This window comes from Romboutsia maritimum (assembly GCF_002251085.2).
In the GTDB taxonomy this organism is placed as follows: domain Bacteria; phylum Bacillota; class Clostridia; order Peptostreptococcales; family Peptostreptococcaceae; genus Romboutsia_B; species Romboutsia_B maritimum.
The window spans coordinates 1-24,219 of sequence record NZ_NOJZ02000027.1; the positions used below are offsets into that span (position 1 = coordinate 1).

Annotated in this window: 24 protein-coding genes, 1 tRNA gene, 3 rRNA genes and 1 riboswitch; all 28 genes read right to left on the minus strand. The window is 28.4% G+C overall.

The features are described 5' to 3' along the window. Positions 1-306, minus strand: a 16S ribosomal RNA gene (locus CHF27_RS11570); the annotation flags it as partial. Positions 307-481: 175 nt separating this feature from the next. Beyond that, a complete protein-coding gene (locus CHF27_RS11575) occupies positions 482-1,072 on the minus strand; it encodes a precorrin-2 dehydrogenase/sirohydrochlorin ferrochelatase family protein (protein ID WP_095406025.1) in 591 nt (196 codons plus the stop codon). 96 nt (positions 1,073-1,168) lie between these two features. Beyond that, complete coding sequence (gene hemB, locus CHF27_RS11580) at positions 1,169-2,140, minus strand: porphobilinogen synthase (RefSeq protein WP_095406024.1); 972 nt, start codon at positions 2,138-2,140, stop codon at positions 1,169-1,171. Between the two features lie 25 nt (positions 2,141-2,165). Further along, the gene (gene cobA / locus CHF27_RS11585; protein ID WP_095406023.1) at positions 2,166-3,671 is read right to left on the minus strand and encodes a uroporphyrinogen-III C-methyltransferase; all 1,506 of its coding nucleotides are present in this window, start codon (positions 3,669-3,671) and stop codon (positions 2,166-2,168) included. Beyond that, positions 3,661-4,566, minus strand: a complete 906-nt coding sequence (hemC, locus tag CHF27_RS11590; RefSeq protein ID WP_095406022.1) for a hydroxymethylbilane synthase — start codon at positions 4,564-4,566, stop codon at positions 3,661-3,663. The genes cobA and hemC overlap by 11 nt, the downstream gene beginning before the upstream one ends. 30 nt (positions 4,567-4,596) lie before the next feature. Then, the gene (locus tag CHF27_RS14490) at positions 4,597-5,304 is read right to left on the minus strand and encodes a cobalt-factor II C(20)-methyltransferase (protein WP_095406021.1); all 708 of its coding nucleotides are present in this window, start codon (positions 5,302-5,304) and stop codon (positions 4,597-4,599) included. Between the two features lie 21 nt (positions 5,305-5,325). Continuing rightward, on the minus strand, positions 5,326-6,126 hold the full coding sequence (locus CHF27_RS14495; protein ID WP_095406020.1) for a sirohydrochlorin cobaltochelatase: 801 nt from the start codon (positions 6,124-6,126) through the stop codon (positions 5,326-5,328). A gap of 23 nt (positions 6,127-6,149) precedes the next feature. Next, positions 6,150-6,899, minus strand: coding sequence for a precorrin-6A reductase (gene cobK, locus CHF27_RS11600; protein WP_095406019.1), 750 nt, complete (start codon positions 6,897-6,899; stop codon positions 6,150-6,152). Next, positions 6,896-7,621: a precorrin-3B C(17)-methyltransferase gene (cobJ, locus tag CHF27_RS11605; RefSeq protein WP_095406018.1), complete on the minus strand. Its 726-nt coding sequence runs from the start codon at positions 7,619-7,621 to the stop codon at positions 6,896-6,898. The genes cobK and cobJ overlap by 4 nt, the downstream gene beginning before the upstream one ends. Next, entirely contained in the window at positions 7,618-8,730 is a 1,113-nt protein-coding gene (gene cbiG / locus CHF27_RS11610) for a cobalt-precorrin 5A hydrolase (protein ID WP_095406017.1), read from the minus strand. Before cbiG ends, cobJ begins: the two co-directional genes overlap by 4 nt. After that, positions 8,714-9,472, minus strand: a complete 759-nt coding sequence (locus CHF27_RS11615; protein WP_199533665.1) for a cobalt-precorrin-4 methyltransferase — start codon at positions 9,470-9,472, stop codon at positions 8,714-8,716. Before CHF27_RS11615 ends, cbiG begins: the two co-directional genes overlap by 17 nt. Position 9,473: 1 nt before the next feature. Next, positions 9,474-10,034 (minus strand): decarboxylating cobalt-precorrin-6B (C(15))-methyltransferase, encoded by a 561-nt coding sequence (locus tag CHF27_RS11620; RefSeq protein ID WP_095406016.1) that lies wholly within the window; start codon positions 10,032-10,034, stop codon positions 9,474-9,476. Continuing rightward, complete coding sequence (locus CHF27_RS11625) at positions 10,024-10,632, minus strand: cobalt-precorrin-7 (C(5))-methyltransferase (protein ID WP_095406015.1); 609 nt, start codon at positions 10,630-10,632, stop codon at positions 10,024-10,026. The genes CHF27_RS11620 and CHF27_RS11625 overlap by 11 nt, the downstream gene beginning before the upstream one ends. Beyond that, positions 10,629-11,777: a cobalt-precorrin-5B (C(1))-methyltransferase CbiD gene (gene cbiD, locus CHF27_RS11630; protein ID WP_095406014.1), complete on the minus strand. Its 1,149-nt coding sequence runs from the start codon at positions 11,775-11,777 to the stop codon at positions 10,629-10,631. Before cbiD ends, CHF27_RS11625 begins: the two co-directional genes overlap by 4 nt. A gap of 8 nt (positions 11,778-11,785) precedes the next feature. Further along, positions 11,786-12,418, minus strand: coding sequence for a cobalt-precorrin-8 methylmutase (locus tag CHF27_RS11635; protein WP_095406013.1), 633 nt, complete (start codon positions 12,416-12,418; stop codon positions 11,786-11,788). A gap of 131 nt (positions 12,419-12,549) precedes the next feature. Beyond that, on the minus strand, positions 12,550-13,620 hold the full coding sequence (locus CHF27_RS11640; RefSeq protein ID WP_095406012.1) for a pyridoxal phosphate-dependent aminotransferase: 1,071 nt from the start codon (positions 13,618-13,620) through the stop codon (positions 12,550-12,552). Next, entirely contained in the window at positions 13,621-14,583 is a 963-nt protein-coding gene (gene cbiB / locus CHF27_RS11645) for an adenosylcobinamide-phosphate synthase CbiB (RefSeq protein ID WP_095406011.1), read from the minus strand. A 1-nt stretch (position 14,584) separates the two neighbouring features. After that, positions 14,585-15,949: a cobyrinate a,c-diamide synthase gene (locus CHF27_RS11650; protein WP_095406010.1), complete on the minus strand. Its 1,365-nt coding sequence runs from the start codon at positions 15,947-15,949 to the stop codon at positions 14,585-14,587. 9 nt (positions 15,950-15,958) lie between these two features. Continuing rightward, positions 15,959-17,473 (minus strand): cobyric acid synthase, encoded by a 1,515-nt coding sequence (locus CHF27_RS11655; RefSeq protein ID WP_095406009.1) that lies wholly within the window; start codon positions 17,471-17,473, stop codon positions 15,959-15,961. 141 nt (positions 17,474-17,614) lie between these two features. Beyond that, positions 17,615-17,797: riboswitch (cobalamin riboswitch) on the minus strand. Between the two features lie 11 nt (positions 17,798-17,808). Further along, a complete protein-coding gene (locus CHF27_RS11660) occupies positions 17,809-18,408 on the minus strand; it encodes a histidine phosphatase family protein (RefSeq protein ID WP_243445008.1) in 600 nt (199 codons plus the stop codon). 22 nt (positions 18,409-18,430) lie between these two features. Then, positions 18,431-19,198 (minus strand): adenosylcobinamide-GDP ribazoletransferase, encoded by a 768-nt coding sequence (gene cobS / locus CHF27_RS11665; protein WP_095406007.1) that lies wholly within the window; start codon positions 19,196-19,198, stop codon positions 18,431-18,433. Positions 19,199-19,202: 4 nt separating this feature from the next. Further along, positions 19,203-19,763: a bifunctional adenosylcobinamide kinase/adenosylcobinamide-phosphate guanylyltransferase gene (gene cobU, locus CHF27_RS11670; protein WP_095406006.1), complete on the minus strand. Its 561-nt coding sequence runs from the start codon at positions 19,761-19,763 to the stop codon at positions 19,203-19,205. 24 nt (positions 19,764-19,787) lie between these two features. After that, on the minus strand, positions 19,788-20,834 hold the full coding sequence (cobT, locus tag CHF27_RS11675) for a nicotinate-nucleotide--dimethylbenzimidazole phosphoribosyltransferase (RefSeq protein WP_095406005.1): 1,047 nt from the start codon (positions 20,832-20,834) through the stop codon (positions 19,788-19,790). Positions 20,835-21,096: 262 nt separating this feature from the next. Further along, positions 21,097-22,392, minus strand: a complete 1,296-nt coding sequence (gene hemL / locus CHF27_RS11680; protein ID WP_095406004.1) for a glutamate-1-semialdehyde 2,1-aminomutase — start codon at positions 22,390-22,392, stop codon at positions 21,097-21,099. An 18-nt stretch (positions 22,393-22,410) separates the two neighbouring features. Further along, a complete protein-coding gene (hemA, locus tag CHF27_RS11685; RefSeq protein ID WP_095406003.1) occupies positions 22,411-23,646 on the minus strand; it encodes a glutamyl-tRNA reductase in 1,236 nt (411 codons plus the stop codon). Positions 23,647-23,805: 159 nt separating this feature from the next. Continuing rightward, positions 23,806-23,922: ribosomal RNA gene (rrf, locus tag CHF27_RS11690) — 5S ribosomal RNA — on the minus strand. 12 nt (positions 23,923-23,934) lie between these two features. Further along, a tRNA-Gly gene (locus CHF27_RS11695) sits at positions 23,935-24,008 on the minus strand. Between the two features lie 59 nt (positions 24,009-24,067). Next, a 23S ribosomal RNA gene (locus CHF27_RS11700) occupies positions 24,068-24,219 on the minus strand; the annotation flags it as partial.

The following is a 24,219-nucleotide window of genomic DNA, read 5'->3' on the forward strand; positions in this document are numbered from 1 at the left end:
CCAATGTGGCCGATCACCCTCTCAGGTCGGCTACTGATCGTCGCCTTGGTAAGCCGTTACCTTACCAACTAGCTAATCAGACGCGGGTCCATCCTGTACCGCTAAAGCTTTGGTGCTTCGAAGATGTCTTCATAGCACTTTATCTCGTATTAGCATACCTTTCGGTATGTTATCCGTGTGTACAGGGCAGGTTACCCACGCGTTACTCACCCGTCCGCCGCTCTTCTCCGAAGAGAATCGCTCGACTTGCATGTGTTAGGCACGCCGCCAGCGTTCATCCTGAGCCAGGATCAAACTCTCAAATAAAAGTTTTGATGGGCTCAGATACTGTTATATATCTGGCTTTGTTTGGTTGTTTCAAATTCTATAAATTAACCTACTGTTTAATTTTCAAAGTTCATTTTTTCTTGTTTGCCCTTTTCTTAAGGACAAGTAATACTTTACCACCTTAAACTAATTTGGTCAATAGTTTTTTTAAATTTTATTTAAAATAATTCAAACTTATTTCTTTTAATTCTTCTAAACTTAGATTTACCAGTCCATTAAGTAGCTTTTTTCGTTCTGATATATTTTCATATTTTTTTATAATTTCATTTCTTATATTACCTAATAGTTCTATATATTCTTCGTAGCTATCATCATATTTATCTTCTAACTCTTTTTTTATCTTAGATGATAAGGAAGGACTTTTTCCTCCAGTAGATACACTAATTAGCAAATCTCCTCTTTTTACATACGAAGGTACTGTAAAATTAGATATATCTATATTATCAACTACATTCACTAGTTTTCCATTATTCCTACAATATATTCCTATTTCTTCATTTATCTTTTTATTATTTGTCGCTGCTACTACTATATAACTATCTTTTATATATATTTCTTTATATGAATTTTTTATAAATTCAACTTTTTCATTAATATCATTAAATTCATCTATAAAATCAGTTGATATTATTTTTACTAATGCTCCAAAATCTAAAAAGTTCTTACACTTTCTATACGCAACCTTTCCACCACCTATAATAGTTACTTTTACATCTTCTATTTTAAAGTTAATTGGATAAAACATAAACTTTCCCCTTTCATAAAAAAAGTAAATAAAAATAAGTTCTAAATAATATTCTACACTTATTCTTATTTACTTCAATTTTAATAATTAAAAATACTATTTTTTAAGCATTTTAGCTAAATCCTTAGCAAAGTAAGTTATTATTATATCTGCTCCTGCTCTTTTTATAGACATAATAGATTCATATATAGCCCCTTCGCTTAATATTCCATTTTGAACTGCCGATTTAAGCATAGCATATTCTCCACTTACACTATAGGCAGCAAGAGGTAAGTCAAAATTATCTTTAACCCTTCTTATTACATCTAAATAAGATAGTGCTGGCTTAACCATTAATATATCTGCACCTTCTAATACATCTAACTCTGATTCTATTAAAGCTTCATTGCTATTAGCTGGGTCCATTTGATATGTTTTTCTATCTCCAAATGAAGGCGCTGAATTAGCAGCTTCTCTAAATGGTCCATAAAAAGTAGACGCGTATTTAACACTATAAGCCATAATACCTATATGTTCAAATCCATCTTTATCTAATACCTCTCTTATAGCTTGTATTCTTCCATCCATCATATCAGATGGTGCAACCATATCTGCTCCTGCTTTTACATGACTTAACGCTGTTTTAGCTAAATATTCTAAAGTTTTATCGTTATCTACATAACCATTTTCTTTTAATATTCCACAATGGCCATGGCTAGTATATTCGCACATACAGACATCCGTAATTACATTCATTTCGCTATCTATTTCTTTTATCTTTCTAATTGCTCTTTGAACAATGCCTTTATCATTGTACGCTTCTTTTCCATATTCATCTTTGTCATGGTCATGAGGTATTCCAAATAAAATCACATGCTCTATGCCTAATTCTCTAATCTCTTTTATTTCTTCTTCTAGCTTATCAATTGAAAAATGATAAACACCTGGTAAAGATGATATTTCCTTTTTTACATTTTCACCTTCTACTATAAATAAAGGATATATTAAATCTTCTACATTTAATTTTGTTTCCCTTACCAAATTTCTTATTGCTTTATTAGCTCTTAATCTTCTAGGTCTTCTTAACATTATTATCCTCCAATATTGCTTATACTTAATCTTTCTTAATTATCTCAATCATTCCATCTATAGTAGCTACAGTTGCTTCTTTATATATATTTATACCTAATTCTTTAGCTGTATTTGAAGTTATTGGTCCTATCGATATAATTTTTATATTTTCTAATTTATCTATATTAACTTTCCCTATTAATTCAACAAAATTAGTTACTGTTGATGAACTTGCAAAAGTAATATAATCTATGTTTCCTTCGTTTATTAACTCTAGAACCTCTTCTTTTTTACTATTATCTATAACTGTTTCATATGTATGAATTTCTTTAACTTGACATATTTCGCTTAATTTATTTACTAAATAATCTCTAGCATTTTTTGCCCTAGGAATTAATATTTTATCATTAGTCTTTAATTTTGGTTTTAGTTCTTCAAATAAATATTCTGCAATAAACTTTTCAGGAATTATATCAGGTTTAACACCTCTATTTTCTATTTCTTTTGCTGTAGCAGTTCCTATAGCACAAATTTTTAAATTTGCTAGCGCTCTAGAGTCTTTTCCCATTTCATTTAATTTATCAAAGAATATATCTACTCCATTTTTACTAGTTAAAACTAAATAAGTATATTCATTAATCTTATTAATTTCATTTTCTAACTCTAAATTATTTTCTATTTTTTCTATTTTTATAGTAGGTACTTCTATTGAATTTCCACCTAGGTCCATAATTTTTTCTACTAAACTACTACTTTGAGTTCTAGATCTAGTTACCATGACATTTTTACCAAATAAAGGTTTTTGCTCAAAGAAATTTAAATTTTCTCTTAAACCAACAACACTTCCTATAGCTATAAGCGTTGGTGGCTTAACATTTTCTTTTATTGCTGTTTCATATACATTTTCTAATGTTGATGTAACTACCCTTTGATTATATCTTGTAGCCCAACTTATAAGCGCTACTGGTGTTTCTTTATCCTTACCTTCTTTAATTAAATTTTCACTAATTTTTTTTATATTAGCTACTCCCATTAAAAACACTAAAGTACCTTTAGTATTTGCTAAAGCATTCCAATTAAGTTCTTCATTTTCTTTGTCATCATCTCTTAAGTGTCCTGTTATTACATGAAAAGAAGATGCATGGTCTCTATGAGTTATTGGAATTCCTGCGTAACATAATCCACCAATTGCAGAAGTTATTCCTGGAACCACTTCAAACTCTATTCCTTCAGACACAAGAACTTCAGCTTCTTCTCCACCTCTTCCAAACACATATGGGTCTCCACCCTTTAGTCTAGTTACTATTTTTCCTTCTTTTGCTTTAGCTGCAATAACTTTATTTATATCATCTTGTGGCAATGTATGATTACTTGAAGCTTTACCAACATATATAAATTCACAGTTAGGTTTAGCTTCTTTTAAATAGTTTATATTCGCTAATCTATCATAAACTATAACATCAGCAATTTTTATACATTCTAATCCTTTTAATGTTAATAATTTATAATCCCCTGGTCCTGCCCCAACTAAATAAACTTTACCCTTCATAGTTTTCATGCTCCTTTAAAATTAGTTTTGCTAATTCAAGCCCTACTTCTCTTGCAGATGATGCTTTTCCTTTTAAAGAATTTATAACTATTTTTCTACCCTCTTCATCTCCAAATAGACCTACTAAATTTATATCATCATCATTAACAGTACAATAAGCACCCATAGGAATATGACAACTTCCGTTGATTCCATCTAAGAATCCTCTTTCAGCTTCAACTTGAATTTCAGTTATTTCATCTCTAAAACAACTTATTATATTTTCAACTTCAAAATTATCTTGTCTAATTTCTATAGCTAAAGCTCCTTGTGATGGTGCAGGTATCATTATATCTACAGGTAAATAAGAACTTATATTTTTTTCTAACCCCGCTCTTAGAACACCTGCTGCTGCTAACACTACTCCATCTAAATTTTCATCTTCAATTTTTTTTATTCTAGTATCTATATTTCCTCTTATAGGAACTATATTTAAATCTGGTCTATATTTTAATAGTTGATATTTTCTTCTTTTACTACCTGTACCTATAGTTGCACCTTTAGGTAAATCATCTATAGTTTTATATAATTCTCTTAATATTAAAACATCTCTTGGGTCTTCTCTTTTTGGTATACTTGCAAATTTCAATCCATCTGGTAGAGAAGATGGCATGTCCTTCATACTATGTACAGCCATATCTATTTCTTTATCTATTAACTGTTGCTCTATCTCTTTTACAAAAAGTCCTTTATCCCCGATTTTATCTAAAGTTATATGCTGAACTATATCTCCCTTAGTTTTTATTATTTTTAACTCAAAATCTATATGAGGATGCTTTTTTTTCAATTCACTTATAACCCACTTAGTTTGTGTAAGTGCTAATTTACTTCCTCTAGTTCCTACTACTATTTTCATCTCAAATCTCCTTTTGACTACTCTCTTGGTCTATCCTACTTTATTCTCTTTATTTACCAATATAGTTGAAAAATATGATATTTTTTCTTCTAAATGAATATCTCGTAAATCAGTATATACCGCTTCACTGTCTTGAGAAGAATTACTAACTAAAATTGCATTGTCTATTAAGTTATTTTCTTCTAACTTTTGTACTATATTTTTGAAATTCTTATAAACTTTCATAAGTACTATAGAGCTGTAATTTCTTAAAGCATAGTCTATTTTCTCTTCTTCTATTGTACAAGGCATTATTATTAATGGCTCTTTATCCATTACTAAAGGGAAGTTTTGATTAGAAGCTATATTAGAGAAAGAAGAAATTCCCGGTATTGTCTCTACATCTACTTCTCCTATTAATCTTTCCATTACATATACATAAGTACTATAAATCATAGGGTCACCTAATGTTATAAAACCTACATCCTTACCTTCTTTTACATCTTCTATAATTTCTTGTGCCACTTTATCCCATGCTAATATTTTTTCTCCGCTTTCAAAATTCATAGGGAAATGTCTTGATTTTATTTCTAAACTTTCAGGAAGATATTTGCTAACTATAGATAATGCTAAACTTTCTCCACCCTTTTTAGCTTCAGGTGTATAAAGAACATCTAAATTTTTCAAAGTCTCTACTGCTTTAACTGTTAATAATGAACTATCCCCAGGTCCTGTTCCTATTCCATAAAATTTTGCCATCTTAAAATATCCTCCTATTATTTAACATATACTTTCTACTTTATTTAATAACTCTATGCTATCACAAGTATGTCTAACAAATTTATCTTGTATTAAGATATTTTCACCTAATCCTTTTAAGTGAACTATTATTTCAAATCCTTGTTCCTCTAATATAGTCTTCCATGAATCTTCTTCATCACTAGCCATATCATTTATAGCATGATCTCCTGCTACTAACATAAGTGGCATTAAATGTACTATTTTTATATTATTTTCTTTTAATTTTTTTATTACATGATTTAATTCTGGATAACCTTCAACAGTACCTACATATGCATTTATTCCGTGATCTCTTATCATATATTCAATAGCTGGGTATGCTGAGTGTGACTCATGATATGTTCCATGTCCCATAAATACTATAGCTTCACCTTTATCTATTTTTGGTATTTGATTTTCTATAGCTGCTACTGTTTCTTTATAATCATCTATGTATGTTAATAACGGTCTTCCCAATATTAAATTTTTAAATTTTGGTTTATAGTTTTCTATTTGCTCTTTTAATTTATTAAATTCTTCCCCACATATAATATGAAGTGTCTGAACAATTACCTCTTCATAACCTTCACTATAAAGTCTTTCTAATGCTTGTTTTGGATTATCTATACAAATATCGTCTCTTTTTTTTAGTTTGTTTATTATCATATTTGAAGTATACGCTCTAAAGAAATCATATCCTTCTAACTTTTCACGTATCTTATTTTCACATGCCTCTATTGTCTTCTTCCTTGTTTCTTCATAGCTTGTTCCGAAACTTACTACTAAAATTGCCTTTTTCATGTGACAACCTCCCTACACTAAATTTATAATACTAACGTTATTTGTTTTATATCATGTATAACGCTAGGATAATTTATTTTTTCTCTTCGTATTATTACTACTGGTATATTTAATTTTTCACAGGCTAATACTTTTTCTAAAAATCCTCCTGCTACTCCACTTTCTTTTGTAATTACTAAATCTATTTTATATTGCTTATATGTTTCTTCATTTAGACATTGACTAAATGGACCCTTCATAGCAATTATGTTATCTCCATTTAAACCTAATTTTTCACAACTTATTAATACTTCACTTGTTGGAAGTACTCTTGCTATTAATTTTTTATTTGGTACTTTTTCTATATATTGATTTAAATTTTTACTTCCAGTACCTATAAAAATTGTATTTCCTTTTTCATTTGCTATCTCACAAGCTTCATCTATGTCATCAACTACAAATATATTTTTATAAGTTATATCTTCTATTAATGATTTTCTTTCATATCTAATGTAATCTATATTTGTTATTTTAGAACATTCAATAGCATTTTTAGACACTTCCACTGCATACGGATGAGTTGCATCAATTATTGTTTCAATATTATTTTCTTTGATAAAAGCAACCATATCATCCTTAGTAAGTTTTCCTAGTATTATATTTTTAGAATAAATACTCGCAAGATCCTTTCCATACTCTGTTGTAACTGAAAGTATATAACTTTTATTAACGTCTTTATTTAATTCATCACATATTGCTAAGCTGTCAGATGTTCCACCTAAAACTAAAATCATACTGTATAACCTCTTGGAGTTATCATTTGATCTTCATGTATAAAAGTAGATTTGTTTCCAATTATAACCATAGTCGTCATGTCAACTCTTTCAAAATCCATAGAGTCAAAAGTACAAACAAATTTTTCTTGTTTTTCTCTACCTACATCTTTTACTATTCCTACAGGTGTAGAACCATCTTTAAATTCACCCATTATTTTAAATGCTTTAGCTAAGTGTTCACTTCTACCTTTACTTCTTGGGTTATATAAACATACTACAAAATCAGCTTCTGCCGCTAATCTTAATCTTTTTTCTATAACTTCCCAAGGTGTTAATAAATCACTTAAACTTATATGACAAAAATCATGCATTATAGGCGCTCCTAAAATTGCTGCTGCTCCTATACTTGCTGTAACTCCTGGTACTATTTTCACTTTTATATCTTCTTTTTCTTTAGAAACTAATTCTAAAATAAGTCCTGCCATTCCATAAATCCCAGCATCTCCACTACTTATAACTGCAACCTTTTTACCAGTTTTAGCTATTTCTACAGCATTTTTGCATCTATCTATTTCTTGTCTCATTCCATTTTGAACTACTTCTTTTCCTTCTATAAATTCAGTTATTAAATTTATATATGTTTTATAACCTACTATAACATCAGCATCTTCCATTGCATTTATAGCCTCTAAAGTCATCATTTCTTTGCTACCTGGTCCAATTCCTATAACGTATATCATATCTTTAATCTCCCCACTGAAAAAGTTATTCCTTTATATTTTTGTTTTTCTATTATCAAATTATTGTGACTCAATATATGTGCTACTGGCTCTGCTACTGAATACACACCCACATTTTTCTTCACCCATTCTGATTTTTCAAATAAATGATCTACTTTGGATATATCTTCAACAGAAATAACTTTAAAAGGAACACCTAAGTATTTACTTAAATTAATTATCGCTTGTTCATCTTTTTTTATTTCTATACTACCAATTTCTTTTATAGCATTTATATCTATATCATTAACATTCATAAAGTCTTCTAGCGAATCTTTCAAAAGTTTGCTATCTATATTCTTCCTGCATCCAATACCAATAACAATATCTTTTGGTACTACTTTTATAATTTTACTATCATTTATAATTTTTCTTTTATTTGTAACTACTACAATTTGGTCTAGTTTTTCTATATTTTCTATGCAATGTTGTTTTAATGTAATGTTATTATCTAGTAATATAAATCCTCTAATATCTATATTATAATTTCCATCAATATATAAACCAACTTGTCCATTATTAACCAACATAGAATTTATATTTTTTACGTTATCTCTAAAATTTTCAATATGTCCATTAAGTTTTTTAGCTATCATATCTAATGATGATTTTTTATTTACATCAGTTGCTGTAGTTATAACTGGATTAGAACTTAGTAACTTACTTATTCTTAATGTCATTTCATTAGCTCCACCCATATGACCACTTAATAAACTAATAATATTTGTTCCTTTTTCATCTGTTACTAATATCGCCGGATCTGAAAACTTATTATTAACTAATGGTGCTATAGTTCTAACCACAATGCCTGTAGCCATTATAAAAACTATATAATCATATTTATCAAATATATCTTCTATAAAAAACTTTAGCCTTTTATGTACTTTATAAATATCTGTTTCATTTTCTTTTATTTTTATTATATTTTTATTATTATTGTCCGATATGATATCTATTTTATTTTTAATAAAATAGATATCTCCATCAGATAATAGTGATTTTATTTTACAAGCTAATTTCTTTCCATTTTCCGTTATACAGACTATAGCAATATTAGAATCTATATTCATGCTTAAAGTCCTTATCATATAATTTTGAATTGTTATAATCTTTTCCTAAGAACTCCCCTACCATTATTAATGCAGTTTTTGTTATATTATTTTCTTTAACCCTTTGAGCTATGTTTTGTAATGTTCCTTTAACTACTTTTTCATCTTCCCAAGTAGCTTTATATACAACTGCAATAGGAGTTGTTTCTGGATATCCTCCATCTATTAATCTTGATACTACCTTTTCAATTTCTTGAACTGATAGGAATATAACCATAGAAGTTTGATGTTTTGCAAAAGATTCTATAGATTCTTTTTCTGGTACTGGTGTTCTTCCTTCCATTCTAGTTATAACAACACTTTGTGATATTTCTGGAACTGTATATTCCACACCTAAAGCTGAAGCCGCTCCTAAAAATGAACTTACTCCTGGTGTACAATCATATCCTATATCTAATTTATTTAAATCTTCAACTTGTTCTCTTATAGAACCATATATAGAAAAGTCTCCTGTTTGTAATCTAATAACAGATTTATCTTCCTTTATTCCCTTTTCCATCACATCTATTATTTGTTGTAAATCCATATGTGCACTATTGTGTATTTCACATCCTTCTTTACAATACTCTAATAATTCAGGATTAACTAATGAACCTGCATATATTACAACATCTGCATTACTTAAAAGCTTATATCCTTTTAATGTTATTAATTCCTTATCCCCTGGTCCAGCTCCTACAAAATGTACTTTATTAATATTCATGTTAATCTACCCCTTTTTCGCAAGATATTATGTAAATTTGGTTTAAAGGTTTAAAATATTCACCTTTTCCCAGTCTTTCTAACTTAGAAACATTTAGCACAGATACATCTAAATTTTCAAATCCATGCTCTCTTAATAATTTTAAAGTTTCATTAAATGTATCTACTATGATAAAATTTGCAACTAGCTTTCCACCTTTATTTAGAAGTTCTTTTGACCATAGTATTATTTCTTCTAGGTTATCACCTGTGCCTCCAATAAAAATTGAATCTACTTTTTTATTTATATCTATTGGTGCATATCCTTTTATTACACTAACATTTTTTAAATTAAATTTATTTATGTTTTTATTTATAAGATCTAGTGCCTCATCATTACGCTCTATTGATATAACTTCCAAATTTGGATAATGATATGCAGCTTCAACAGTTACACTTCCTGTCCCCGCACCTACATCAATAAATGTTCTTGCATTTACTAAATCCAATTTATTTATAGATATAGCCCTAACCTCTTCTTTTGTTATAGGTACTTTACCTGTTATAAACTCACTATTTTTCATCTAAAATCACCACCACATTCATGTCAAAGTCTTCGATATTTAATATATCCTCTGGACTTCCTATAGTTATTCTTTCATTGTCATAAGACAAGTTTTCTCCTACCACTATAGTTCTTTTTAAATTTCTATTTAATATTTCCTTACTTATTTTATGTGGCCCTATTTTACTATCTGTCACCATACATACTTTTTTATGTGAAAGTATATAATCAAAATCAGGTACTTTACCATGACTACTAGTAATATACAAATCATTCATATCAACATATATTTTTGAAAATATATATTGAAGAGAACTTATACCAGATATTATATTTAAATTTTTAGTATCAATATTTTCAGATAAATATTTACTTATTCCATATATAGATGGATCGCCTGATGCAATTACAGATATCTTTTTTTCTATATTATTATTTATGTATTCTACAATTTCTTTTAAATTAGAACCTAGAACTATTTTTTTACCTTTAAAATCTTTAATAGTTTCTAGATTTCTTTTTCCTCCAATTAATACATCAGAATTTTCAATTAAGTTTTCACCTAATTTAGTTATATAATTTTCATTTCCAGGTCCTAGACCTATTACATTTATCATCTAAATACCTCCACTAATGAATCAGCACCTTCTGATTTTCCTAACAATGTTTTATCCATTCTAAACATCATTACTTCTACATCTATTTCATCATCCAATAGGTATTTATCAATTCTATCCTTACATTTATTACTTATAATATTATAGATTTTAGTATATTCACTATCATCTATAACTTCAACTGCACCTTCTGCAGTCACACATTCGCTTATTTTTTCTAAAAACTCATATGGTGCTTTCATCATAGCTAAGTTAGAAACTAATATTTCACTTCTTGCATCTGCTACCTTACTATGTGTATTAAATATTCCAGCTGATATTTTTATGTACTTTCCTATGTGCCCAGCCATCAGTATTTTCTTATACCCAATTCTTTGAGCTTCCTTTAGCATATATCCTATAAAATTACTAGTTCTAACTACATATTTCATATCTAATTTTAATTGATCTTTTATAAATTGTTCTCCATGATTTCCTGGAACCAAAATTATCTTGTCTAAACCTTGTTCTTTTTTCATTTGAAGTTCTATAGACAAAGATTTTTTCCATCCTTCATCACTCATAGGTTCCACAATACCAGTAGTCCCTAAAATTGATATTCCTCCAACTATACCTAGTCTAGGATTAAATGTTTTCTTTGCTATTTCTACTCCTTTTGGTGCTGATATAGTTATTTTTAAGGATTTATTTTCGCCTATGATATCTTCTATATCTTGTCCTATAATTTTTCTCACTTCAGTATGTATCATTCTCATCGGCACTGGATTAATTGCAGGTTGTCCAACTTCTACACTTAATCCCCTTTTAGTAACCACCCCAACTCCTATACCACCACAAACTATGATATCTTCGTCATTTGCTCTTTTTATAAATTCTGCCTTTGCAAATATATCCATAGTATGAGTTGCATCTATGTCATCTCCACCATCTTTTTCGATAGCACATTCTACATAGTTATCATAAACTTTTATATGTTTAACTTTTAAAGTTAAAGGAATCCCCTTTGGAGTATCTATATTTATAACATCTATTTTATTCTTTGCTATTAACATCTGTGTTGCTGCTTTTGCTGCTGCTGCTGCGCAAGAACCTGTTGTATATCCTCTTCTATATTTTTTCCCATCAATATATACATACTCTTTCATAATAAAACCTACATAGAATATAAAATAGCATTAATTATAGCTGCTGCTAAATTACTTCCACCTTTTCTACCTTTAGATATTATGAACGGTATATCTGTTTTTTCTAGTTCATCTTTAGATTCCGCTGCACCTACAAATCCTACTGGAACTCCTACAACTGCATCTAAATTTAATTTTTCTAAATTTCTCATTTCCATAACTTTATATAGTGCTGTTGGAGCATTTCCTAATACAAATATTTTTCTTCCTTCTTCTTTAGCTGCTATTTCTACAGCTGCCATAGAACGAGTTATACCTTTTTCTTTTGCTAACGATGCTGTTTGTTCTTGGGCAACTAGACATTTATATTTACATCCTAAATCATCTAATCTTTTTTTATTTATTCCACTTAACGCCATATTAGTATCTGTATATATTGTTGCATTATTTTTTAATGCATCTACTAAGCTATTTACTGCTGTATCTGATATTTTTAATATATCTAAATAATCAAAATCAGCCGTAGTATGAATTGCACGTTTTATTATTTTTTCTTCTACTTCATTTTTAAATTCGTATCCCGGTCTTATTTCATCTATTATACCTTGAATAATTTCAAAGCTTTTTTCTTCTATCATCATAGGATTTTTGATGTACTGCATTGTATTTCCTCCCAAATTCCACCGTCAATTATTTTTGAGGTATAAATTTTATTATAAATTGAATCTATTTTAGCTTGTCTTAATAAACAGATTCTCCACAAGATGCTGGACATATTCCATAAGCTTTCATACTAATCTCCTAATGCAACTTTCATTTGTTTTATAAGAATTTCATTTTCCTCGTGAGATTTAATTGCTACTCTTATAAACCTCTCATCTAACCCAATAAAGTTAGAAGCGTCTCTTATGAGTATATTCTTATCTTTTAATAACTCATCTTTTAATTGTTTTGATTTTTTATTAGTTAGTTCTAATAAAATAAAATTTGTATCTGTATCATATACTTTTAAATTATTTATACCTTTTAAGGCTTTTATCATATATGATCTTTCTTTAACGTAATAATTTTTACTAGTTTTTATATACTCACTATCTTTAAATATGTAGTTGGATAAATTGTCTGCAAATGAATTAATAGTCCACGGCTCTTTGTAGTTATAAATTTTTTCTATTAAATTCTTATTACTTGTAACTGCATAACCTAGTCTTAAACCTGGTAATCCAAAAAATTTAGTAACTGCCTTAATTATGAATAAATTTTCATATTGATTTATATATTTAATCAAACTATAATCTTCTTCATTTTCAACAAATTCCATAAATGTTTCATCAACTATAAGTAACTTATTATTTTGTTTAATTACGTTTAGTAACTCTTGCAAATACTTAACCTTTCCATTCGGATTATTAGGGTTACATATAAATAAGCTATCAAATGAATCTATATTTTCTTTTATTAATTCTATATTTACTTCAAAATTATTTTCTTTATTAAGTTGTAAATCAATTACTTCTAGATTATTTAATATAGCAGCTCTTTTATATTCAGAAAAGGTAGGATTTAATATAGCTAACCTTTTATTTATACTTTTCATTAATAAGTAAATTATTTCAGTAGCTCCATTTCCAGGAATTATAAAATCTTTATTTACATTTATATATTCAGATATGTTTTTTCTTAGATTCATATAACTTATATCTGGATAACTTCTACATTCTTTTAATCCTTCTATAACATACTTATCTAAATTAGGTATTACATTTGGATTTATATTTGAACTAAAATCTATTATATTTTTTGGATCTATATTGTAAATTGATGCAATATTATTGACATCTGCTCCATGACCTAATTCTTTCATCTACATCCCCCTTTTATAGAATATAGCTACATAAATTAATGTAAATATTAACATTGAAGTTATAGATGTAGCATACATTATTCTATTTGTCTTAACTATATCGTCAGTTTGTATCTCTCTGTTTTTATCTCCTATAGTCGGTTTATATACTTCTTTTCCAAAATAAATGTTAGTCCCGCCTAATTGAACTCCTAGTGCTCCTGCTACTGCTCCTTCTGAGAATGCACAATTTGGACTTTTATGATTCTTTCTATCTCTAATTGATATTTTAAAAGATTTTTTATAATCATATCCTAATATCAAACTTCCTATAGTCATAAGAATTACTGATATTCTTGCTGGTATATAATTTGCAATATCATCAATTTTTGCAGATGCAAATCCTAAATCCATGTATTTCTCATTTTTATATCCAACAGTTGAGTCAAGTGTATTTATTGCTTTATATGCCATTGCTAATGGTGCCCCTCCTATGAATGCATAAAACATCGGTGCAATAATTCCATCAACTGTATTTTCAGCTACTGTTTCTACTGTTGCCCTTATAATTTCAGGTTTAGTTAAATTAGCTGTATCTCTTCCAACTATATAAGAAAGTTGAATTCTTGACTTTTCTAAGTCTCCTGTTTTTAAAACATTATAAATTTTTATAGCTTCATCTTTTAAACACTTAGTTGCTAAAGTTGTATAGATTATTATTGAATTAGCTATAAAATATACTACTTGATTAAATCCCGATAGCTCAACTACTAAATATGTTATTAAATATGTTATTCCTACAGTCAAAGCCCACAATATAAATCCACTTATTTTTAAAGCTTTTGGAGTTCTTACAATTTTTCTTATATTTTTTTCAATTATTTTTATTAGTTTGCCTATATATCTAACTGGATGGGGAAAAGAGTACGGATCCCCAATGACCAAGTCTAATATATATCCTGTATAAATAGACAATACATTCATATTACTTATTTCCTTTACTTAAAAAGTTTTGTATACAAGTTAAGTTGTTATAAAAATGTGTATGTAAATATGTAGCTAATGTATTTCCTTTGCTATATCCCCCATCCCATTCATCTACAACTTCTCCATCTCTTGTTTTTATCATTGTATAAGCACAAGGCTCGTTAGTTTCAAATATTGAATGATGAAATTCATGCCCCTTTATAATTTCATCAATCTTAGATAAAACCGTATTTTGTTTAGCTTGTCCGTAACAATAACCAAATCTTTTTAAAGATGACGTCATTTTACTTGTACCATTAAATATTCCTACCATATTATATTTATTATTTTGTTGATCTATTAGGCTATCACCTAAATACATAAGTCCACCACACTCTGCGTATATAGGAATATTTTTTTCATGAGCTTTAATTATAGAATCCCTCATTGATTTATTATCTTCAATTTCTTTTGCAAAAATTTCAGGAAATCCCCCTCCTATATAAATATAATCAGCTTCTGGAATTTCACTGTCTTTAAGAGGACTAAAATATTTTATTTCTAAGCCTAATTTCTCTAAAAGTTCTATATTTTCTCTATAATAAAAATTAAATGCTTTATCATATGCTATTGCTATAGATTTGCCTTTAGAAAAATTCTCTTTTACAAAACTATCTAATTTAAAGTTACTTTCTATTTCTTGTGTTTCTGAAATTTCAATTATTCTATCTATGTCTATATATTTTTCAATTTCACTTGCTAAGTTATTAAATTTTATTTTAAGTGAGTCAATTTCTACACTTGGTATCAAACCTAGATGTCTTGATTCTAATGAAAACTCATTATTTGGTGGAAAATATCCCAAAACTTCGATATTGCAATATTCTTCTATAGCCTTTTTTATTATCTCATAATGACTCTTGGATTTTACATTATTAACTATTACACCTTTTATATTTACATCATTATCTAATTGTTTATATCCTAACACCATAGCTGCACTAGATGCTGCCATAGCTTTGCCATTTATAACTAATATAACTGGTGCCTTTAAAATTTTAGATGTATGAGAACTTGTACAATTATCTAAGTCAATTCCAATCCCATCATATAATCCCATAACACCCTCTATAACTGATATATCTGCATCTTTAGAAGCTTTTGATACTATATATTTAATTTTTTCATCATCTAACATATATGAATCTAAATTTCTAGAATTTCTATTTGTTATAAATGTATGATATGAAGGATCTATATAATCTGGACCAACCTTGTATGGTTGTACCTCCATATTTCTTTTTGTAAGGGCTTGCATTATTCCTAGTGATATAGTCGTTTTTCCTACCCCACTGTTTGTTCCTGCAATTAAAATTTTTTTCATGGCACTCACCTAATCATTCATAATTTCATATATTTTTTCTAAATCTAGATGCTCTCTTAAAAAGTCTGCTAATTTATCATATTCTTTATCTTTAAAATCTTCAAAAGAACTAACTTTACTGTCAATTACTTCTAATCCTTTTTTTGTTCTTATATTATTCAACAACGTTCTAGTAAAATCTATTTCATCAAATATTCCATGAATATAAGTTCCTACTACATTACACTCTTTATTTATACTTCCTTCAGTATAATTAACTACTTCATCTAATTTTTTATTTATTGTGTCTAAACTATGTACTTCACCCCTAGAAGTTAACCCCATATGTATTTCATATCCTTTTACTTTTTTATTTCCTAAATTTTCAAGATATCCATTTAAATTATTACATATAGTAGCTTCTACCTGTGTTGTAGTTTTTTCGTTTCCAAATACTGTCTCTGTATCTAAAAGTCCAATTCCTTCAATTTCTTCAACTTCACCTTCTACATGATAAGGGTCTTTTAGTTTTTTCCCTAGCATTTGATATCCTCCACAAATACCAAATATAAGTTTTCCTTTTTTGTGTAAATCTTTTATCTGAGGTTCTATTCCACTGTCTCTTATATATTTAAGATCATCTATTGTACTTTTAGTCCCTGGTATTATAACAACATCTGGATTTCCAAGAGATTCTCCAAAATCTACATATCTAATACTTACATCTTCTTGTGTTTCAAATATATTGAAATCTGTAAAATTAGACATATGAGGAGTTCTAATTATTTCTATATTTATATCATTTTTTTTCATTTTATTTTTAAATCTAGTAGTTACACTATCTTCATCTTCTATTTTTATATCAGTATATGGAACAACGCCTAAAACAGGAACCTTTATAATATCTTCTAGCATCTTTACTCCTTCATAAAGGAGCTCTTTTTTTCCTCTAAATTTATTAATTATTACACCTTTAACTCTTTTTCTTTCTTTCTCATCTAGTAAAAGCATAGTTCCCGATATTGAGGCAAATACCCCACCTCTATCTATATCCCCTACTATTATTACAGGTGCATCTGCTATTTCTGCCATTCCCATATTAGCGATATCTCTATCTTTTAAATTTATCTCAGCAGTACTTCCTGCTCCTTCCATAACTACAATATCGTATTTGTTGCTTAATCCATCAAATGTTTCTTTTAATATATCTACTAATTCTAATTTATAATCATGATACTTACTAGAACTCATATCTTCTCTAACTTTGCCTTTTACAATTACTTGGCATCTATGATTTCCTGATGGTTTTAATAGTATAGGGTTCATATCTACAGTTGGTTCTATTTTTGAAGCTTCTGCTTGAAAAACTTGAGCTCTACCCATTTCAAGTCCCTCTTTTGTTATAAAAGAATTTAGAGCCATATTTTGTGATTTAAAAGGTGCTACACTATATCCATCTTGTTTAAAAATTCTACATAATCCAGCTGAAATTATACTTTTTCCAACATTAGAAGCTGTTCCTTGTAACATTATTTTCTTGCCCATTTTTTCACTTCCTTTTTCTAGATTTGATTTTTATACAATTCTACTTAAGGTAATTTACTGAATATTCAAAAAAGTCCCAACTCTCTAGAGTTAGGACTTTTATTTGTATATATAAATAAAAATCTCTCACCCCGAAGATCTATCAATAAATTAAATTAGGCAGGTATCCTGGCTTAACTTCACCCTACTCCTACACCTTCCCATCAAATGACAGTGGCAATTTATAGTTTCGTCAGTATTACAGTAGCGGGGGCTGCAAAGGCATTTAACCTTTTTCCCTATTAATTCTTCTTTCTATTAAGAACCTAATTTAATCTAATATTCGATTTTTAAGGCTAGATAAAATTTGTATTATTCATTGTGTTAATAACTGTAAATCCATCTTCTATTTCTAAAATAGTAACTGAAGCATTATCAATCCTAAAATTCCAATGATATTTGTAGCTATTTGTTATCAAATACGTTATTAGATTCCTTATAGTTCCTCCATGAGAACAGATAAGTACTGTGCTGTCTTTATTATCTAAAATGATTTTATCTATCTCTTTTACTACTCTTTGATAAGAGTCTATTAAACTCTCTCCATTAGGATATTTGTACTCATATCCCTCATTTATTATTTTTTGAAACTCGTTAGGATATTCAACTTTTATCTCATCAAAAGTTTTTCCTTCAAAATCACCAAAACTAATTTCTTTTAAAAATTCATTTTCTATTATTTCTAGTGATTTTAACTGAGCTAATTTTTTTACTGTATCCTTTGTTCTTTTGGATGTTGTCGTATATATTCTATCTATATGTATATCTTTTAAAAATTCTGTAATTTTTTCTATTTGAATTTTTCCTTTTTCACTTATTAAGCTATCTATGTGTCCTGATAATCTATTACTTTGATTATCATTTGTTAATGCATGTCGTACTAATATTAACTTCACCAAGATATCACCTCTTTTAAGGTTATATTGATAATAACATGTAAATTGATATTATGTATATAACTTCTCCAAGTTCTATAGTACAACCTAGTATATCTCCAGTTACTCCATCAATTTTTTTGTATATATGTCTTTTGAATAATTCATTAAATAAAAATATTATAAATATAGAAATTAACATTTTTAAAATTGCTATATTAGGTGCTAAAAAGAGCATTTTTCCTAATACTACAATTAGTAAAATTGTATATAAAATTGCAGTTATAAACATTTTCTTAGTCGCTTTTCCTATAAATAAATTACCCATCCCTTTTTCTCTAGGACTTTTAGTCTTATATGTCATTAAAATTACTCCTAGTCTTGATGTTACTGGCATAAATATTATCATCCATAAGTATCCTGCATTGATAATACTATATATAAACGATACTTTAAGTAAAATCAAAAATACTATGGCTAAAAGTGAATTTGTTCCCAATCTAGAATCTTTCATTATCTCAAGCATTTTTTCTTTATCTCTATAGCTATATATTGCATCAAAGGTATCACCTAATCCATCAATATGTAAACCACCTGTAAGAATTACACTTGACAAAGTAATTAATACTGAACATATAAGTGGTTCAAAAACATAATTACAAACATATCCAACTAAAAACATTAATATTCCAAGTACAAATCCAACTAGCGGAAAATATACTATTGTTTTATGAAATTCTTCATCAAAACCAGTATCTATATTAATAGGAATTCTAGTCATAAACTGTAAAATTGAAATAAATCTTTTCATATCTTTACCCCTTTATCTTCATAGGTATCGAACTCACTACAAAATATACTTCATCACTTTGTGATGCTATATATTGATTAACCCTACCTACTATATCTGAGTATACTCTACTAAGTTTATTTCCTGGTACGATTCCCATTCCTAGTTCGTTCGTTACTAATACAACATATAAATCTGTTTTTTTAGTTTCTTCTAACAATTTAATTACTTGGTCTTTTATATAAATTTCTAGTTGGTTTATTTGATTTGAGTTTGCATCATCTACATCTATATCATAAGAAAACATTAAATTATTAACTAACAAAGTTACACAATCTAGTATTATAGTCTTATGATTGTTGGCTATCTCTTTAACTATAGAGTAGATGTCTTTATAAATTTCATATGTAGTCCAATTTTGAGGTCTACTTTCCTTATGTTTTCTAACTCTATCTTTCATCTCTTCATCAAATGGTATTGATGTTGCTATATATGCGGTTTTATTATTTCTACTTTTACATAATGATTCTGCAAAATTACTTTTCCCAGATCTTGCACCACCTGTTACTAAAATAATATTGCTCATATTAATTCTCCTCGCTAAAAACTATTATCTTCCCATATCTACTTCATCATATGTTGCCATATTTTTATATGTATAATTTGAAGCTTCTATTATATCAAATGCTAGAGCAGCTCCGCTTCCTTCTCCTAATCTCATATCCATATTTAATACAGGACTTAGTTTTAAAATTTCTAAAACTTTATTAGTTCCAAGTTCAGCTGATGAATGAGATGCTATCATATACTCTCTAGTTTTAGGATTTATTTTGTATGCTATTAAAGCTGCAGCATATGATATAAAGCCATCTATTACAACAGGTATTCTATTAGCACTACATCCTAATATAACTCCTGCCATTGAACCTATTTCAAATCCACCTACTTTAGCTAAAACATCTACTCCATCTGTAGGATTAGGATTATTTAATTCTATGGCTTTTCTGATTACATCTGCTTTGTGCTTTAATTTTTCTTTTTTAAGTCCTGCCCCTATTCCAGTTATTTCTGAAGGATCACAACCTACAATTGTAGAAATTATAGCAGTACTTGGAGTTGTATTAGCTATACCCATTTCTCCTATTCCTATAACTTTATAATCTTTTTCTATACATTTTTCTGACATTTCAATTCCAATTTCTAAACATCTTATTGCTTCCTGTCTAGTCATAGCTGGTCCTTTTGCCATATTAGAAGTACCTTTTCTTATCTTATAATCTAAAACTCCTTCTAATTTTTCATCACAATTTATACCTACATCTACAGCTACTACATCTGCACCTACGTATTTGCATATTGTTCCTACTCCACATAATCCTTTTGCGAAATTAGGAAATTGCAATACTGTTATATTTTGAGGATCAGGTGCTACACCTTCTTCATATACACCATGGTCACCTGCAAAAGCTATTACAACTTTCTTAGATGAATCAAAATATTTTGATTCATATATACCAGCTAATTGCATACAAATATCTTCCATTTTACCAAGACTACCCTTTGGCTTAATAAGCCTATCTAATCTTTGTTTGGCTTGTTCAATGGAAGTTTTATCTAATGAATATATATTTCTAGATATACTCTCTAATAAACTCATTTTTTTCCCCTCTCAATGTCTTTTGTATATAAAATAATTTACCTAGCCTAAAAGGCTAGGTTTTATAATCAAGTCCTATTTTGCCTTATCTATTTTAATATCTAATTTCTATTTACATATACATAACATAATAAGTATTTTACTTATTCGTTAAAAAAATATTATACTAACTAAATTATTCTACATTATATGTATATATCCTTTAATTTTTATATTAAAACTGACAAAAATCTTATATTTTCTTACTTTTTATAGTATTTTCTTAAAGATTATGAGATATTTTCAATGCTTCATATATAGCTTTAATTGTATATTCTATATCCTCATCTGTGTGAGCATTTGATAAGAACATTGCTTCAAATTGAGTTGGAGCTAAAAGTATTCCTCTTTTCAATACTTCCTTAAAGTATTTATTAAACTTAGATATATCACATTTTGTAACATCTTCATAATTGTTTATTGGACCTTTTGCAAAGAATAGGCAAACTAGAGAACCAGCTCTATTAACAGTATAATCTAAACCTAATTTTTCTATATTAGATTTTAATCCTTCTGCTAGTTTTGTAGCTTTTCTTTCTAGTTCTGTATATATTTGAGGATTATCTCTTAATATTTCTAGATTTTTTTTACCCATATACATTGCTAGAGGGTTCCCTGATAATGTTCCTGCTTGATAAACAGGTCCTACAGGTGAGACCATATCCATAATTTCTTTCTTCCCGCCATACGCTCCTACTGGTAAACCTGCTCCTATGATTTTACCAAAACAAACCATATCTGGATTTATTCCAAAATAACCAACAGAACTATTATAATGTAATCTAAATCCTGTTATTACCTCATCAAATATTAAAACTGAGTTATATTCTTTAGTTATATCTCTCAATAATTGTAAAAATTCTTGTTTACCAGGAACAACACCCATATTTCCAGATACAGTTTCTACTATAACTGCTGCAATTTCATTTCCATACTCTTCAAATATATCTCTAACTGCATCTAAATCATTGTATCTACAAACTAACGTATCTTTCACGACATCATCAGGTACTCCTGGACTTGTTGGAACTCCATATGTTATAGTTCCTGAACCTGATTTAACTAATAACGCATCAGAATGCCCATGGTAACATCCTTCAAATTTTAAAATTTTATTTCTCTTTGTAAATGCTCTTGCAACTCTTAATGCACTCATTGTAGCTTCTGTTCCTGAATTAACCATACGAACCTGATCTATAGCAGGATAAGCTTCTACTATAATTTTTGCCATATCTACTTCAATTTTAGTAGGAACTCCATAACTTGTACCTTTTTTTATTATTTCTTCTATTCCATCTACTATTTGACTTGGACTATGACCTAACATAAGAGGTCCCCAAGAACATATATAATCTATATATTCATTTCCATCCACATCATATATTTTACTTCCTTGTGCTCTCTCTATAAACAAAGGATTTAATCCTACTGATTTAAATGCTCTAACTGGACTGTTTACTCCACCTGGCATATATTTAGTTGCTTCTTGATATATTTGTGCTGATTTTTTATTATTCATATGTATTTCCTCCCACAATTAAAGTTGAAATAACTCTTCTACAAGTTTTATATATTCTTCTCTTTTTCCTTTATCCTTTACTTTCTTTAAATTGATTATAGGCTCTCTTACAAGTCTTTTAAGAGCTGATGCCATCATTTTATCAATGATTTTTTGCTCTCTACCATTAAGTTCAACTTTTCTAAAAATATATTCTAATGTATCTTCTCTTATTTCCATGCATTTATCATTCAAAGATTGTATTGTATGATCAGTCTGAGTTAACTCTTCCCATTCTATAAAATCTTTAATACTTTCTTGAATCATAGAATGTGCAATACTTGCTAATTCTCTTCTTTTTTCATCATTTTCATCGTGAATTTTCTTTAAATCATCTATGTCATAAACTTCTATATTTGGTAATTCATTTATTTTAGGTTCAATATCTCTTGGAAGTGCTATATCCATCATAAATATGTTTCTTTCAATATTAGGAATGTCTTCATATTTTATTACTATGTGTGGGGATGCTGTAGCACTTATTACTATATCAACATCTTTAAGAATTTTATATCTATCTTCATATTTTATAGGTACTATATTGTTATATAAATCTTGTATTTCAGTAAATTTCTCATAACTTCGATTTGCCACATATATAGTATTTATCTTCTGCTCTTCTAAATGTTTCATAGTTAATTTACTCATCTTACCAATTCCCACTACTAAAGCATTTTTCCCATCTAATGATCCTATTTTATCTTCTAAAAATTTAACTCCTATATAACTTATCGATAGTGGTTGCTGAGATATTTTCGTAGTATTTTTTATATTTTTAGCTGTAGTTATAGCTTCTCTAAATAGTTTATTAAATAATTTTTTACTAGCTCCAAGTTTCATAGAAAAATCATGAGCATCTTTAACTTGTCCCAGTATCTGATCTTCTCCTAATACTATAGAGTCTAAGCCTGATGTAACTTCAAATAAATGCTCTAAAACATCTTTATCTATCTTTGTAAATAGATATTCTTTTATTCCTTCAGAATTAAAAAAACTTTCATAAAATTCTTCAACTATTTTTATTTTTTCAGCTATATTTTCAGCTTTAATATATATTTCACTTCTATTACATGTTGATAATATAACAACTTCATCTATCTCTTTATCTAGCAATAAATTTATAGCCTCTATTTTTTTTGTATCTGTAAAAGATACTTTTTCTCTCACATTTATCGGAGTTAAATTATGATTCACCCCTACAACTCCTATGTTCATAACCAACCTCCACACTATTGATTTATCTATTCCCCCTTAATAGTATAACTCCACATATGTATTTTGTAAATTTATATATATCTCTAATTCTTTAACTATTTTTTATTTAAATTTTTTTATAGAATTTTATTTCTTTTTTACAAAAAATAAAAAAAGACTACGTGGCTATGTCCTACTCTCCCAGGAGGTTGCCCTCCAAGTACCATCAGCGCTAAAGAGCTTAACTTCTGTGTTCGGAATGGGAACAGGTGTATCCTCTTTGCTATTATAACCACATAATCTTTTATTTGGAGCGGGTGAAGGGGATCGAACCCTCACAGCCGGCTTGGAAGGCCGGAACTCTACCATTGAGCTACACCCGCATATTTTTTTAATTAATACTTTGAAAACTGCATACATTTAGGAATTATCATTTTAATTCTTGGTCAAGTCCTCGATCTATTAGTATCGTTAAGCTAAATACATTACTGCACTTACACCTTCGACCTATCAACCAGGTAGTCTTCCTGGGATCTTACCCTTACGGTGGGAAATCTTATCTTGAAGTAGGCTTCGCGCTTAGATGCTTTCAGC